Source organism: Rhizobium sp. NFR07 (assembly GCF_900111905.1).
Taxonomy (GTDB): domain Bacteria; phylum Pseudomonadota; class Alphaproteobacteria; order Rhizobiales; family Rhizobiaceae; genus Neorhizobium.
Map to the genome: position 1 here is coordinate 230,192 of NZ_FOKM01000006.1, position 14,628 is coordinate 244,819.

Here is a 14,628-nt window from a genome sequence, read left to right on the forward strand (position 1 = left end):
GAGACGAGCAAGATGCTTCGGATTCGATGATAGGACTTCTGTCCGAGCCGAGACGCCGTCGCATCCTCGAATGGCTTCAGGAAGAAGGATCCGCTCGCGTCAGAGAACTTGCGGCTGCTTTTCGCGTGTCGGAAGCAACCATCCGGCAGGACCTGGAGCGGCTTGAAAACGAAGGTTTCATTACCCGCGAGCATGGCGGCGCCTACCTGAACACGGTGGGGCCGCAGACCGGAACCATGACGCTCCATCACCAAGAGAACATGGACAAGAAGCGGCGGATCGGCGCGATGGCGGCAAGCCTCGTCAAGGACGGCGAGACGCTGATCCTCGACGCCGGGACCACGACGACCGAAATCGCGACGCGCCTGACCAATCGTCGTGACCTGACGCTGATCACGAATGCACTCAATATCGCGATCATTCTGGGATCGGTTCCAACCTTCGCCGTGCACATGCCGGGCGGGCAGTTCAAATCGCCGACCCTCTCGCTATCGGGCGACAAATCGGTCGAGTATTTCCGCAATATATTCGCCGGGAAGCTGTTTCTGGCGACGGCCGGCGTCGCCCTGGATGCGGGACTGACCTATCCCAGCTTTGCCGATCTTCAGCTCAAGGAAGCAATGATCAAAGCAGCGGCGCACGTCTACCTCGTGGCCGATTCCACGAAGATCAACCGCTCATCCTTCACGCGTCTCGGATCACTGGACGTCATCAACTCATTCATTACCGACGAGGGCATTTCCGACCGGGATGCACGCGAATTTGAAAAGCGCGGCATCGAGGTCCTGATTGCGAAGTGATGCGCGTCTGCCGGAGCAAGGCTGTGCCTGCAACGGGAGACCCGGCGCAGCCTAAAACAGCGCTAGTGGATTGATCCGAAGGCCTTCAAGATACCCAGAAAATCCTCTGACTTGAGGCTTGCGCCTCCCACGAGCGCGCCGTTGACGTGATCAACACAAGCAATCTCGGCGGCATTATCCACTTTGACCGATCCTCCGTACAGGATCCGAACCGCTGCACCGTCACGGCCAAAAGCGCTGACGAGATAGCCGCGGATGAATCCGTGCAGGCCGGCGATAGCCTCAATAGTCGGCGTCCGGCCGGTACCGATAGCCCATACCGGCTCGTAGGCAATGACAAGTGAGCTGCAGGGGCCATTTGCAGGAATGGAATCCTTCAGTTGCCGCAGCAAAACGCTTTCCGTACGCCCCTCAAGCATCTCGCTTTCGGTCTCGCCAATGCAGATGATCGCCTGAAGTCCCGCTTCCAGCACCCGTTGACTTTTGCGCAGCACGTCCGCGTCGGTTTCGCTGCGACCCTGCCGGCGTTCGGAGTGACCGACGATGACCGCACGGGCGCCACTGTCAGCGACCATGGCCGCTGAAATATCACCGGTATACGCGCCATACGGTTCGCTGCTGCAATCCTGCGCGCCAATGGCCAGGCATGTGCCGGCAGACTGGTTGCTGGCAGCGGCCAGCAAGGTCGCCGGCGGGCAGATCAGGGTGTCGATGCAATGCTTGTGCTGTTCAGAGCCCTGCGCGATGAGTGCCAGTTCAGAAAGCGAATGGGCCAGCCCATGCATCTTCCAATTGCCTGCAACGAGGGGACGGATTGTGTTGGGCATAGCGATCCTACCAGGCAGTAAACCCGCCATCGACCAGAAGGTCATGGCCGGTGATGAAGGAAGCGGCGGCGCTTGAAAGAAACACGGCCGGGCCAACCATCTCGTCGACGGTAGCGATGCGGGCCATCGGTGTTTCCGATTGGAAGATCTTTAGCTGATCGGCGACTTCCGGCCGCTTGTTCATCGGCGACAGCGTGTATCCCGGGCTGATCGCATTGACGCGAAGCCCCTGCTCTACCCACTCCATAGCAAGGCTCTTCGACAGATGGATCACACCTGCCTTGGACGTGTTGTAATGCGCCTGGGACAGCCCGCGATTGACGATCGAGCCTGACATGGAAGCGATATTGACGATCGAACCCTTCTTGCGCGGCAGCATTACCCGCGCCTCTGCCTGGCAGGAGAGGAAGACGCCGGTGAGGTTGACGTCCAGCATCTGCTGCCAGCGTTCACGCGGCATATCCTCGGCCGGCATGGCATTGGCGATACCGGCCGAATTGACCGCAACCGTCAGGGCACCTAGCTCCTTTTCGGCACCTTCCACGGCTGCGGCCAAATGTTTCTCGTCTGCGACACTGCCTTCGAAGACGAAGCCCTTGCGACCATGCGCCTTCACGGCATCCAAAGTTTCGGCAAGTCCGTTTGCCGAAAGATCGAACAACGCCACATCGGCACCGGCTTCCGCGAGCCCGATGGCGATCGCCTGGCCGATGCCGCTGCCGGCGCCGGTTACGAAAGCAACGTCGCCGACGAGGGAAAAGAGTTTCATGACGGTCTCCTGAATATCGGAACGCTAAGCGGTTGCCCGTTCCATGACTGCATGGCGCGTGGCTTCCGCGCCGGAAAGGATGCCCTGGTTGCGGCCTCGGGCCATGACCAGAACCTTGTGGGAAAGGCCAAGCACCTCATCGAGATCCGAGCTGACCACAATGACGGCCATGCCCTGCTTCGCGAGCTCGGCAATGACGTCATAGATGGCGGAACGCGCGCCGACATCGATGCCGCGGGTGGGTTCGTCGAGGATTACGACTTTTGGCCCGGCCGAGATGGCCCGGGCGATGACGATCTTCTGCTGGTTGCCGCCTGAAAGTTCGCTGGCACGCTGATCAGGGCCGCCCTTGATGCCGAAGCGCTTGATTGCAGTCGTCGCAAAGGAACGGATCTCGGAGGGCGTCACCCAATTTCTCGGCGTGATGCGCGGATAATTGCCAAGCGCTATATTGTTGCCGATCGTGTGGTCGAGGACGAGCCCCTGCAATTTCCGGTCTTCCGGAACCAGCGCGATGCCGGCTGCCATCGCATCAGCCGGACTTTTCAGCACAATAACCTGCCCATCGACGGACACCGAACCGCCATTGACCGGGTCAGCACCGGCTATGGCACGGACGAGTTCGGTTCTTCCGGCACCGATGATGCCTGCAATGCCCATGACCTCACCGGCAGACACCGAAAAGCTCACATCGTGAAAATCTCCTTCTGCGGACGACAGGTTCTTCACTTCGATAAGCGGCTTGTGTGTCGGCGCGGGAAGATGCGGGAAAATGCGGTCAAGTTGGCGGCCAACCATGGCCTCGACCAGTTCAGGGACCGGAACCTTCGCGCTATCGAAATTTGCCACCAGTTCGCCGTCGCGCAGGACAATGACGCGGTCGGCAATCCGTGCGATCTCTTCGAGACGATGCGAGATATAGATGAAGGAAACACCTTCACGCTTAAGCCGTTCGATCTGTTCGAACAGCCTGTCCGTCTCCTCCCCGCCAAGGGCAGCGGTAGGCTCGTCGAGAATAAGGAAACGAGCGTTCAACGTCAGCGCCTTGGCGATTTCCACCTGCTGCTGGGCAGCAACGCGCAGATACTTGACCTTCGTGGCCGGCGATACGTTGAGGCCAAGGCGTTTCAGTTGCTCCTCGGCGCGACGATACATTTCGAGATTGTCGATGCGGCCGGAGCGGACCGGCAGGCGGCCGACAAAGATATTCTCGGCGATCGAAAGCTCGGGCAGGAGCCGCATTTCCTGATGGATGAGCCCAAGCCCTGCAGCCAGCGCGTCCGATGGCGAGACCGGCGCATAGGGTTTCCCCTGCCACTGCATCTGCCCCTCGGTCGGGATCGCGAGTCCCGCGATGATCGACGAAAGCGTCGACTTGCCGGCACCGTTCTCACCCAGCAGGGCAACGACCTCTCCCTTACTGATGTCGAAGCTGACATTCTTCAGGACAGTGATCTTGCCATAGGCTTTCGACACGTTGCGGACGGACAGGATGACTTCTCCGGCCTGGCCGCTTGCTTGATTTTCCGTCTGCCGATCGGGCTGCATGGGCATGTCGGCCTCCTTTCCGAGCATGGGATCTGCGCCCCACTTCAAGACGGGGCGCAGATTGGAGATCAGGGATGTTCCTTGATGAAGCCTTCAGCATTGTCTGCCGTGGTCAAGGTTGCCGGCTGCAGCTGTTCTGCCGGCGGCTTTTCGCCCTTGATCAGGTCGAGAGCGGACTTCAGCGCCAGTCGGCCCATGCCCTGCGTCTGCTGGGTCATCGTTGCCTTCAGCGTGCCGGCCTTGACGGCCTCGAGACCGGCGCGGTCGCCGTCGAAACCGACAATGATCGCATCCGTCACGCCGCCGACCTTGGCAGCCTGGGCGGCACCGAGCGCAAGAGCGTCAGCACGGCCGAAGAAGATGTTGATGGTCGGGTTACGCTGGAGCATGTCCTGGGCGATCGCAAAACCTTCATCCTGCATCCAGGCATTGGAGGCCTGGCGACCGGCTTCCTTGATCCCGGGGCAATTCTTCATCGCTTCCGAAAAGCCCTTGTCGCGGTCCTGCTCCGGCGTCGTACCGAGCTGTCCCTGGATGATGGCGAGAACGCCTGTTCCACCGGAGACCTTGCACACGTAATCGCCGAGTTCCTTGGCGGCGGCGACACTATCGGTGGCGATGAACGTATCGCCGGGTGCGCCCTCCGGATTGCGGTCGACCGTGACGACCGGAATGTTGGCTTCCTTGGCAGCCTTGACTGGAACGGTGGCAGCGGTCGCACCGGCTGGAATGTAGATCAGGGCCTTTACCTGGCGGGTGATCAGATCCTGGATCTGGCTGACCTGCGTGGCGCTGTCACCCTTAGCGTCGACGGTGACGACCTCGATGCCCTGTTCCTTGGCGGACTTTTCTACTGATTCCTTGATCTGGTTGAAGAAGTCAGCCTGCAGGTTGGCGACGGCGAGACCGATCGTGACCTTGTCCTGGGCCTGGGCAGCGAATGCCAGCGCCGAGAAAGCTGCGGTGGCTGCGAGCATGCGGAAAGTCTTCGTCATGTGTTCCTCCACTGAATTGACGACATTTTTGCTATGCTTGTGATTACGCGAGTCTGGAGAGCACCCTCCTCCGGTGCCGGTTATCTCCTTCTTCTTCCGAGCGTGTCGAAGGTGACGGCAGCAGCGATCACGATGCCGATCAGCACCTGCTGAACGAAGGGCGAGACACCGAGAAGGTTGAGGCCGTTACGCAGGACACCGATGATGAAGACGCCGATGACCGTGCCGGAAATCGATCCGACGCCGCCGGAGAGCGATGCTCCTCCGATGACCACGGCGGCAATCGTGTCGAGTTCGTAACCGAGACCGGCGCTGGGCTGAGAGCTGTCGAGGCGTGCAGCGAACGCGACGGCAGCAAGACCTGCAAGCGCCCCGCTGAGAGCGTAGACGACGCATGTGTTGAGGTTGACGTTGATACCGGCCAGACGGGCGACTTCCGGGTTACCACCGATCGCGAAGAGGTTGCGACCGGCAGGACGGAATTTCAGGATGATCGCAGCGATGACGGCAAGCACGATGAAAGTCGCGACCGTCATCGACAGGAAGCCGAACTGACGCACCGTCGCAAGCGAGGTGAACCATTCGGGATAGCCGACGATCTGCTTGCCTTCCGTCAGGATATTGGCAAGGCCGCGGGTGACCGACATGACCGCCAGCGTGGCAATGAAGGCCGGCAACTTGGCCACGGTGATCAGCAGGCCGGACGCAAGGCCGCAGGCCGCACCGGTCAGAATGCCGACGACAATGGCGAGCCCGAGCGGCAATCCCATCTGCCGCTCCATCACGCCCATCATCATCATCGAAAAGGCGAGCACGGATCCGACCGATAGATCGATGCCACCAATGACGATAACCAGCGTCATGCCGATGGCAAGAATGCCAAGCACGGTGACCTGATCGAGGATGTTGAGCCCGTTCCGTGCGGACAGGAAATATTCCGAGGTAACCGAAAAGAAGATGCACAACAGGATCAAGCCGACAAGCGGTCCCGACATCTTCTTCACGAACGACATGCTGATGAAGCCTGACTTCGGCGCTGTCTGTCCCGTGATTTCACTCATTTATACCTCCCTGTCGCGCTACTACTCCTGCCGCGCGATCGATTATTACTCAGTAGTTGCCCAGCCGCTCCTTGCGGGTCTCCTGGCGCTCGTGGACGGACAGGCCGCGTGAGCGTGCCACCATCCGCCGCCATTCCATTCGCATTCTCTGGCGACCGAGATCGTCCATCGCAGGCTTGAAAACAGTCCCTTCGCGCGGCAGGGCCGCGAGATCCTCCAGCGTCCAGACGCCTGCACCGATCCCGGCAAGATGGGCGGCGCCCATCGCCGATAGCTCCGCCGTCTGCGGACGCATCACCGGCACGCCGGCCATGTCCGCTTCCAGCTGCATGAGGAGGTCGTTCTTGGTCGGTCCGCCATCGACATAAAGCTGTTCGACCTTGAGATCGGATGCGAGCACCCGGTCGAGGACATCGACGATCTGATGGGCGATCGAATCCACGGCCGCGCGCGCGACCTGAGCCCGCGACGTGCCGAGCGCCACGCCGCCGATGATACCGACGGCATTCGCATCCCAGTAAGGAGCGCCGAGGCCGCCAAAGGCCGGCACGATGCTGACGCCGTTGCTGTCGGGCACGCTTGCCGCAAGCCTCGCCAGTTCGGCGGTGTCGATGTTGAGAAAATCCGCCAGCCAGACGAGCGTCGAGCCGACCGACCGGATATTGCCCTCGAATGCGTAGGCAATGTCATCTACCTGCCAGGCGATCGTGCGGCAGACGCCGAGATCGATCCGATCCGCCGGGATCGAACTGTCGTAAAGCCCCATGACCGACGAACCCGTGCCCTGGGTTGCCTTGACCTTGCCGGGCTGGAAGGCGCCGTGGGCGAAGAGAGCGGCATGCGAATCCGCCAAAACTGCAGTGACTGGGGTGCCGTCGACGAGCGGGGCAATACCGCTGACTTTGGCGAAGTCGTAACGCGACGGCACGATGCGCGGAAGCGACGCGCGCGGAATATTGAAGAGCGCGAGAAGATCGGCGTCGTAGTCGCCCTTCTCGAGATCGACGAGCTGCATGCGAGACGAATTCCCGATTTCGACCACATGATCGCCGCCGAGACGGAAGATGAGATAGGAATCGATGGTGCCGACGCAGATCTCTCCGGCCTTGGCGCGCACCCGGTCGGGGTCGACACGATCCAGCAGCCACTGCGCCTTGACGGCAGAAAACATCGGATCCAGCGGCAGGCCGGTTTTTGCCCGGATCATCCGCTGAGTCGCCTCTGGTATCGCCTCGCAAAGCTTCAGCGTCCGTTGATCTTGCCAGGAGAGAAGCGGCGACAGCGGTTTGCCGGTCGCGCGCTCCCATAAGAGGCAGCTCTCGCGCTGCGTCGAGAAGCCGACTGCGACGATATCGCCTGCGATGTGGGTTGAAACCGCCTCGCGGATCGCCGCAAGGACGCTCTGCCAGATTTCTTCGGCATCCTGTTCGACCCAGCCCGGCTGGGGTGTCGACAAACCGAGCGGGTGCTGGCCGCGCGCAACGACCTTGCTGTCACGGTCGACAAGCAGGGCTTTGGTCGAGCCCGTACCTTGATCTATCGCGAGGACGAGAGGGCCTGCCATGGATCAGCCCACCAGCTTGCGCGCAGCGTCGGCGATCCCCTTGACGGTCAGGCCAAAATGCTCGAGCAGGAAATCATTCGATCCTGTCGGGGCAAAACTGGTGACGCCGAGGAATTTCGCTTTTGCCGGATGGTTTTCGGCAAGGGTGGTCGCGACCGCAGCGCCGAGGCCGCCTTCGAGCACGCCTTCTTCAGCGACGACAAGGCCCCTGGTTTCCCGGGCGGCCTTGATGATCGTCTCCGCATCCAGCGGCTTGATCGTCGACACGTTGAGCACGCGGGCCGAAATGCCTTCCGCCTCCAGCAGCTTTGCCGCCTCCAGTGCCCGGGACACCAGCGTGCCGGTGGCAACCAGCGCCACATCCGTGCCGTCGCCGGTCACGTCGATCTTGCCGAACGTGAAAGCGACGTCGCGGTCAGCCGGAGTGACCGACGGAACCTTGTGGCGACCGACCCGCATATAGATCGGACGGCCGGACGATACCGCCCAGTCCATCGCCGCCTTGGTCTGTTCCGGATCGGCCGGAACCAGGACATCAAGGTTGTCGATTGCCCGCATCCAGCTCAGGTCTTCGATCGAGTGGTGGGTCGGGCCGAGTTCGCCATAGGCCATGCCTGGGCTCATGGCGCACAGCACGACACCGTAGTTCGAATAGGCGATATCGGCCTTGACCTGTTCCGTCGCGCGGCCCGACAGGAATGGCCCTGCGGCGCAGACGAACGGGATGAAGCCGCCATTGGCCAGACCGGCGGCAACACCCACCATGTTTTGCTCCGCTATGCCGACATTGATCAGGCGATCCGGGAACCGATCGCGGAAGGCGTTGAGATTGCTCGAGCCAACGGAGTCATTGCAGACGGCGACGATGCGGCTATCCGCTTCCGCAAGCTCGATGAGCTTCTCGGCGAAAGCGACCCGGCAATCGAAAGTATCGGCGGAAACGATGCCATGCGCGTTCATCAGGCAAGTTCCTTCAATGCGAGTTCAACCTGTTCCCTGGACGGAACCTTGTGATGCCATTCGACACGGTCCTCGATGAACGAGACCCCCTTGCCCTTGAGCGTATTGGCAATCACGGCGAGTGGCTTGCCCTTTCGATCCTGCGTAAAGGCTTTCAGCAGAGCGGCAGTGTCGTTACCGTCGATATCTGCGACTTCCCAACCGAATGAGGCCCACTTGTCGCCGAGCGGGTCAAGCGAGGCGGTATCCTCGGTGCGCGCACCCTGCTGCAGGCGGTTGCGGTCCACGATAGCAACCAGATTGTCGAGCTTTCGGTGACCGGCCGTCATTGCGGCTTCCCAGTTGGAGCCTTCCTGCAATTCGCCATCACCGAGAAAGACGAAGGTCTGCCAGTTCTTTCCCGAGAGCTTTGAGGCAACTGCCGAGCCGACGCCGATCGGAAGGCCATGGCCGAGAGGACCGGTATTGGCCTCGACGCCCTTCACCTTGCGGCGATTGGGGTGGCCGTTGAGCGCCGACAGGGGCTTCATGAAGGTTTCGAGATCCGCAACAGGGAAAAACCCGCGCAGCGCCAGAACCGAATAGAGAGCCGCCGCACAGTGTCCCTTGGAGAGGATGAGACGGTCTCTTGCCGGGTCGTCGGCTCGCTCCGGGGCTATGTTCAGCACACCGAAAGCAGCGGTCACCAAGCCGTCCGTCACCGACAGGTCACCGCCGATATGGCCGGCACGTGCGCTATCGATCGTCTGGACGATGAGGCGGCGGACCTGCTTGGCAACGAGCTTGAGTTGCTCCCCGCGCTCGGCTTCCGGCAAGTCGCGGATGGCGGCGACATCGAGCGGCTTGTTGTCTGGCCAGACTGAAATAGTCACGGCATCTCCTCCTGTAATTCCTAAGCTTGAATATTTATTCATGCTTGATTTAATATTCATGATACGGCAGGATCGACCCATGTCAAGCGTCGTTCTCAAAATTCAAAGGACAGGCAGGTCCGAAGGTATCCGCTTTGCGACTTCGTCCGGATTGCGCGAAAACTCGTGGCGTCCGCCCGCTATCGCGGTCAACTCATTCCAATGGTGGCATTTTTTTCCTATGGCTCGGAAAAGTACCGAACGGCCTGATTGGGCCGCATCGCGCGCTGTCAAGACAGGAGCCAATCACCGATGAGCCGCACCAACGAACTGCGCATGATCACCCGTGTCGCACAGATGTATCACTTGGAAGGGTTGAAACAGAGCGACATATCGGACGTGCTGCGGATTTCGCAGGCTTCCGTATCCCGCCTGCTGAAGCGGGCGGAAGCGGAAGGCATCGTCCGAGTCTCGGTCGTTGCTCCAAGCGGTACCTATCCTGATCTCGAATCTGCCATTCGCACCAAATTCGGCATCAGCGAGGTCATCGTCGCCGACTGCCGCGAGGACAATGACGACGCCGTATTTTCGGCCATCGGCATAGCCGCAGCTCACCTTCTCGAACAGACGCTGGAGGATGGCGACGTGATCGGCGTATCCAGCTGGAGCGCAACGCTTCAGCAGATGCTGGATAACATCCACCCGATTAAGCGTGTACGCGCCGAACGCGTCATCCAGCTTCTCGGCGGCATTGGCGTGCCGAGCGCACAGATCCACGCCACGCAGCTGACGACAAGGCTGGCGCATCTCATCAATGCCGTACCTCAGCTTCTGCCGGCACCTTGCGTCACCGGGTCGCCGAGATCGAAGAAAATCCTCGTCTCGGACCCGCAGGTGAAGGCGACCGTCGATCAGTTCAAACGGGTAACGACGGCCTTTGTCGGCATCGGCGCCATGTCCCCGTCGCAGAACCTCATCTATTCCGGCAACACCTTCACGCAGGCGGAACTCGAAGAGCTGGCGGGCCGCGGCGCCGTCGGCGATATCTGCCTGCGCTTCTACACTGCCGATGGCGAGCCGCTGGCAGGCGAGATCTATGAGCGTGTCGTCGGCATGACGCTGGAAGAGCTCCGCTCCGTGCCCCGCGTCATCGGCACCGCCGGCGGACAGCGCAAGACGGCTGCGATCGCCGGCGCGCTGCGCGGCAAGCTGATCGATGTTCTCATCACCGACCGTTTCACCGCGGAGCGGCTGACCGAATTCACTTAAGAAGCAAACCATATCAGGGAGGTCCCATGTCTCGCTTCACCAACAAGACCGTCGTAATCACCGGCGCCAGCCGCGGAATCGGCGCAGCAATCGCCAAACGCTTCGCACGCGAAGGCGCCAATCTCGTAGTCTCCGCAAACGAGGATTCGGTGCATGCGGTTGCGGATCAGATCAGGGCGGATGGCGGCAAGGCGATCTCGTTTGTCGGCGATGTAACCGACAAGAAGAGCGTTGTGGCACTCTATGATGCGGCGGAGAAAGAATTCGGTTCGGTCGACGTATCGATCCAGAACGCCGGCGTGATCACTATCGCGAAGATTGAAGACATGACCGAAAACGAGTGGGACAAGGTGATGGCGGTCAATACCAAGGGCGTATTCCTTTGCGCCCAGGAGGCGATTGCCCGCATCCGGAAGCACAAAAAGGGCGGCCGCATCATCAACACCGCATCCGGCCAGGCCCGAGACGGCTTCATCTACACACCGCATTACGCCGCCTCGAAAATGGGCGTTGTCGGCATCACACAGAGCCTTGCCAAGGAAGTGGCGACGGACAACATCACCGTAAACGCGTTTTGCCCCGGCATCATCGAGACCGACATGTGGGCCTATAACGACCAGGCATGGGGCAAGCTGCTCGGCAATTATGCACCCGGCGAGCTTATGAAGGAATGGGTCGAAGGCATCCCGATGAAACGCGCGGGCTCCGGCGAGGACGTCGCCGGTCTCGTCACCTTTCTCGCCAGTGACGATGCGGCCTACATTACCGGCCAGACCATCAACGTCGATGGCGGTCTGATCATGTCGTAAATCACCCTCGAACGGTCCGTTCACCGGACGGGCCGTTCCTTCATTCCAAATGCGAAGGCAGCCTCTTGCCTTTTGCTACATTAAGAACTTATGTTTGAAATGTTCTCAGGGCGGGGTGCAACTCCCCACCGGCGGTATCGGAATCAATTCCGGAGCCCGCGAGCGCCTTCAAGCAATTGAAGGGTCAGCAGATCCGGTGAGAGGCCGGAGCCGACGGTATAGTCCGGATGGAAGAGGACAATGCGAAGAACACCCTTAGCCGGGTGTGCGACGCTTGTTCGCCCAAGGGATGTTTGCGGCCGTTGTCATGACGTTCGCGAGTTGGATGCCGGTTCGCCGGCATAACCCTTGAAAGGCTTGGAAATGACTATCTCGAAAATTGAAGATGCGATTGAAGCGATCCGCCGCGGCGACATGGTTGTCGTGGTCGACGACCAGGATCGCGAGAACGAAGGCGACATCGTGATCGCCGCCGATGCCGTGGCGCCGAAGGATATTGCGTTCATGATGAACCATGCCCGTGGCCTGGTCTGTATTGCAATGGAAGGCGAGCGGCTCGATGCACTCGATATTCCGTTGATGGTGAGCCGCAACACCGAATCCCTCAAGACCGCCTTCACCGTCTCCGTCGACTACATTCCCGGCACGACGACCGGCATTTCGGCAGCCGACCGCACAGCCACGGTACGCGCTCTTGCCGAAGGCAGTGCCAGACCGGAAGACTTCGCCCGCCCTGGCCACATCTTCCCCCTGCGGGCACATCCGGACGGTGTCCGCGCCCGGCCAGGCCATACGGAAGCCGCGGTCGAGCTCGCACGCCTCGCCGGTCGCGCTCCGGCCGGCGTCATTTGTGAGGTCGCCAATGACGATGGCACGATGGCACGTCTGCCGCATCTGGAGATCTTCGCCGAAAAGCATGGACTGCTTGTCGTAACGATCGAGGATCTCGTCACATTTCTGGAAGACCGTGAACGGCTGACGGCCGCGGCCTGACCTGATCGGGGGCAGCGATTTCGAGGCTGCTCTGTGCCTTGTCGCGCCCCCATTTTTCAGGCAATTGCTAAGCCGCCGCCCCCTCCGAAAAGCACAGAAGCCGAGATGCGCGAGGCAACGCTGGTTCCCGTCGGAATGCTGACGATCGAGGCATCGTCGCTTCATTTTAATGCAATGACCGCTGGAATTTCTTTGCCTGATTGGCAGGCTCTTTGTGCGATCGTTGCTCGACACTCAACCCGACATCTTGTTTTGCTGGCATTGTTAGGGCGCAATTTGCGCCGGGCGATGCTTTGGCACCAACCTTGCTTCCTGCATTGATGGTGAAGCCCGGGACGAATGCACAACGCTTTTGTGAGTACACATGAACCAGCAAGTTTTGATGTCTGATCTTTCAACCGCAGAGCAATCGAGCCTTGCGATTGCCGATATCAGGGCAGACTTCCGCGAAGCGATGTCGAAGCTCGGAGCAGCGGTCAATATCGTCACGACGGACGGTCCGGCCGGAAAGGCGGGATTCGCGGCAACTGCGGTCTGCAGCGTCAGCGATACGCCCCCGATGATGCTTGTCTGCCTGAACCGATCGTCTTCAGCCTATGCCGCAACAATCGAAAACGGGGTGATCTGCATCAACGTGCTTTCCGCGGACCACGAACCGCTCAGCCGCCTCTTCGGCGGCAAGACGCCGGTTGAAGAACGGTTCGGCGGCGCGAGCTGGTCAGCGCTTGAGACCGGCGCCCCCGCCCTCGATGGAGCCCTGGCATCCATCGATTGCAGGATCCGCACCGTTGCCGACGGCAACAGCCACGACATCCTGATCTGCGAGGTCGAGGCAATAAGGCAGAAATCCGAAGGCGACGGCCTTGTCTACTTCAAGCGCAGATATCTTGCTCTCCAGGGTGAGGCCTGAACGGCCCACCAGGGATTGCGATGGGTTTGAACAAGTCGCCGCTGAGCGTCGATCACATTTGTCGTGAGCGACATGGACGGGTGGTGCCAAAGCGTCTATCACCACCTGCGACTGTTGCCCCGCGAGGCCGATAGGGCTCGCCCAATCGAATGGTTGTCGACATGGACATTTCTTCTCCTTCCCGCCTCACCGAACTTGCCCACGGCGGCGGCTGCGGCTGCAAGCTCGCGCCCGCCGTGCTGCAGAAGCTCCTCGCCGGCCAGCCGGCCGCACAGCCCTTCAGCCAGCTTCTCGTCGGAAATGAAATGTCCGACGATGCCGCGGTCTGGCAGATCGATGACAATACCTGCGTCATCGCCACCACCGACTTTTTCATGCCTATGGTCGACGATCCCTATGACTTCGGCCGGATCGCCGCTGCCAATGCTATTTCCGACGTCTATGCCATGGGCGGCAAGCCGATTATGGCGCTCGCCATTCTCGGCATGCCGATCAACAAGCTGGAGCCGGAAACGATCGGCAAGATCCTCGAAGGCGGCGCCGCCATCTGCGGACAGGCCGGCATTCCGGTTGCAGGTGGCCATTCGATCGATTCGGTCGAGCCGATCTACGGGCTTGCCGTGATCGGCATCTGTCATCCCTCCAAGGTACGTCGCAACGGCGGCGCCAAGGCCGGCGACACGCTGATCCTCACCAAAGGCATCGGCATCGGCATCTATTCCTCGGCGATCAAGAAGAACGCGCTGCCGAAGGAAGCCTATGACGAGATGATCGCCTCGACGACGCTGCTCAACAAGGTCGGCACCGAACTCGCCGCCAGCGCGGATGTGCATGCCATCACTGATGTGACCGGCTTCGGCATTCTCGGCCACGGGCTGGAAATGGCCCGCGCCTCCAATCTCACGCTGCGCCTCAAGCTCGCCGATATTCCATTCCTGACCAAGGCGGAAGAACTGGCCGAGAAAGGCTTCATCACCGGCGCCTCCGGCCGCAACTGGGCAAGCTATGGCGATGCGATCACCCTGCCCGCAGGCATGCCGGACTGGCAGCGTATGCTGCTCGCCGACCCGCAGACCTCCGGTGGCCTGCTGGTCGCCTGCAGCGCCGAAAAGGCGGACGAACTGCTGGAGACGATCCGCGCCGCGGGCTATCCGCTGGCCAGCATCGTCGGTTCGGTGGAACAGGGCCCGGCCGCGATCGTCGTCGACTGACTGTTCACCCGGAACAAGGGCATGGGATTGGCGTTGAAGGGTACGTCCTTAAGGAGTTACC

The 14,628-nt window shown here is 60.8% G+C and carries 14 protein-coding genes and 1 riboswitch; of the genes, 6 read left to right on the top strand and 8 right to left on the bottom strand.

The genetic code is table 11. From position 1 onward, the window contains the following. Nucleotides 1-26 precede the first annotated feature (26 nt). On the top strand, nucleotides 27-800 hold the full coding sequence (locus BM216_RS14840) for a DeoR/GlpR family DNA-binding transcription regulator (protein ID WP_244530186.1): 774 nt from the start codon (nucleotides 27-29) through the stop codon (nucleotides 798-800). A gap of 62 nt (nucleotides 801-862) precedes the next feature. On the opposite strand, the gene tpiA is transcribed toward BM216_RS14840, so the two are convergent. The 8 genes from tpiA to BM216_RS14880 all read right to left on the bottom strand — a co-directional run bounded on the left by tpiA (nucleotide 863) and on the right by BM216_RS14880 (nucleotide 9,339). Then, on the bottom strand, nucleotides 863-1,627 hold the full coding sequence (tpiA, locus tag BM216_RS14845; protein ID WP_092999960.1) for a triose-phosphate isomerase: 765 nt from the start codon (nucleotides 1,625-1,627) through the stop codon (nucleotides 863-865). 7 nt (nucleotides 1,628-1,634) lie between these two features. After that, on the bottom strand, nucleotides 1,635-2,411 hold the full coding sequence (locus BM216_RS14850) for an SDR family oxidoreductase (RefSeq protein ID WP_280141683.1): 777 nt from the start codon (nucleotides 2,409-2,411) through the stop codon (nucleotides 1,635-1,637). 9 nt (nucleotides 2,412-2,420) lie between these two features. Continuing rightward, nucleotides 2,421-3,944: a sugar ABC transporter ATP-binding protein gene (locus BM216_RS14855; protein WP_093000111.1), complete on the bottom strand. Its 1,524-nt coding sequence runs from the start codon at nucleotides 3,942-3,944 to the stop codon at nucleotides 2,421-2,423. Nucleotides 3,945-4,012: 68 nt separating this feature from the next. Then, nucleotides 4,013-4,939, bottom strand: a complete 927-nt coding sequence (locus BM216_RS14860; RefSeq protein ID WP_092999962.1) for a sugar ABC transporter substrate-binding protein — start codon at nucleotides 4,937-4,939, stop codon at nucleotides 4,013-4,015. Between the two features lie 80 nt (nucleotides 4,940-5,019). Next, the gene (locus tag BM216_RS14865) at nucleotides 5,020-5,952 is read right to left on the bottom strand and encodes an ABC transporter permease (RefSeq protein ID WP_244530191.1); all 933 of its coding nucleotides are present in this window, start codon (nucleotides 5,950-5,952) and stop codon (nucleotides 5,020-5,022) included. Nucleotides 5,953-6,049: 97 nt separating this feature from the next. Continuing rightward, the gene (locus BM216_RS14870; protein ID WP_092999964.1) at nucleotides 6,050-7,564 is read right to left on the bottom strand and encodes an FGGY family carbohydrate kinase; all 1,515 of its coding nucleotides are present in this window, start codon (nucleotides 7,562-7,564) and stop codon (nucleotides 6,050-6,052) included. A 3-nt stretch (nucleotides 7,565-7,567) separates the two neighbouring features. After that, nucleotides 7,568-8,524 (bottom strand): transketolase family protein, encoded by a 957-nt coding sequence (locus BM216_RS14875; RefSeq protein ID WP_092999965.1) that lies wholly within the window; start codon nucleotides 8,522-8,524, stop codon nucleotides 7,568-7,570. Then, nucleotides 8,524-9,339, bottom strand: coding sequence for a transketolase (locus tag BM216_RS14880; RefSeq protein WP_244530192.1), 816 nt, complete (start codon nucleotides 9,337-9,339; stop codon nucleotides 8,524-8,526). Before BM216_RS14880 ends, BM216_RS14875 begins: the two co-directional genes overlap by 1 nt. 348 nt (nucleotides 9,340-9,687) lie before the next feature. Here BM216_RS14880 and BM216_RS14885 point away from each other — a divergent pair, with 348 nt between their 5' ends. The 5 genes from BM216_RS14885 (at nucleotide 9,688) to selD (ending at nucleotide 14,567) form a co-directional block, all read left to right on the top strand. After that, nucleotides 9,688-10,644 (top strand): sugar-binding transcriptional regulator, encoded by a 957-nt coding sequence (locus BM216_RS14885; RefSeq protein WP_092999967.1) that lies wholly within the window; start codon nucleotides 9,688-9,690, stop codon nucleotides 10,642-10,644. A 26-nt stretch (nucleotides 10,645-10,670) separates the two neighbouring features. Then, nucleotides 10,671-11,453 carry a glucose 1-dehydrogenase gene (locus BM216_RS14890; RefSeq protein ID WP_092999968.1) on the top strand — a complete coding sequence of 261 codons (783 nt, stop codon included), beginning with the start codon at nucleotides 10,671-10,673 and terminating at the stop codon, nucleotides 11,451-11,453. Between the two features lie 97 nt (nucleotides 11,454-11,550). After that, nucleotides 11,551-11,696: riboswitch (FMN riboswitch) on the top strand. A gap of 120 nt (nucleotides 11,697-11,816) precedes the next feature. Further along, the gene (gene ribB / locus BM216_RS14895; protein WP_092999969.1) at nucleotides 11,817-12,446 is read left to right on the top strand and encodes a 3,4-dihydroxy-2-butanone-4-phosphate synthase; all 630 of its coding nucleotides are present in this window, start codon (nucleotides 11,817-11,819) and stop codon (nucleotides 12,444-12,446) included. Between the two features lie 382 nt (nucleotides 12,447-12,828). Beyond that, on the top strand, nucleotides 12,829-13,356 hold the full coding sequence (locus BM216_RS14900) for a flavin reductase (RefSeq protein ID WP_093000112.1): 528 nt from the start codon (nucleotides 12,829-12,831) through the stop codon (nucleotides 13,354-13,356). Nucleotides 13,357-13,517: 161 nt separating this feature from the next. After that, nucleotides 13,518-14,567 carry a selenide, water dikinase SelD gene (gene selD / locus BM216_RS14905; RefSeq protein WP_093000113.1) on the top strand — a complete coding sequence of 350 codons (1,050 nt, stop codon included), beginning with the start codon at nucleotides 13,518-13,520 and terminating at the stop codon, nucleotides 14,565-14,567. The last annotated feature ends 61 nt before the right edge of the window (nucleotides 14,568-14,628 follow it).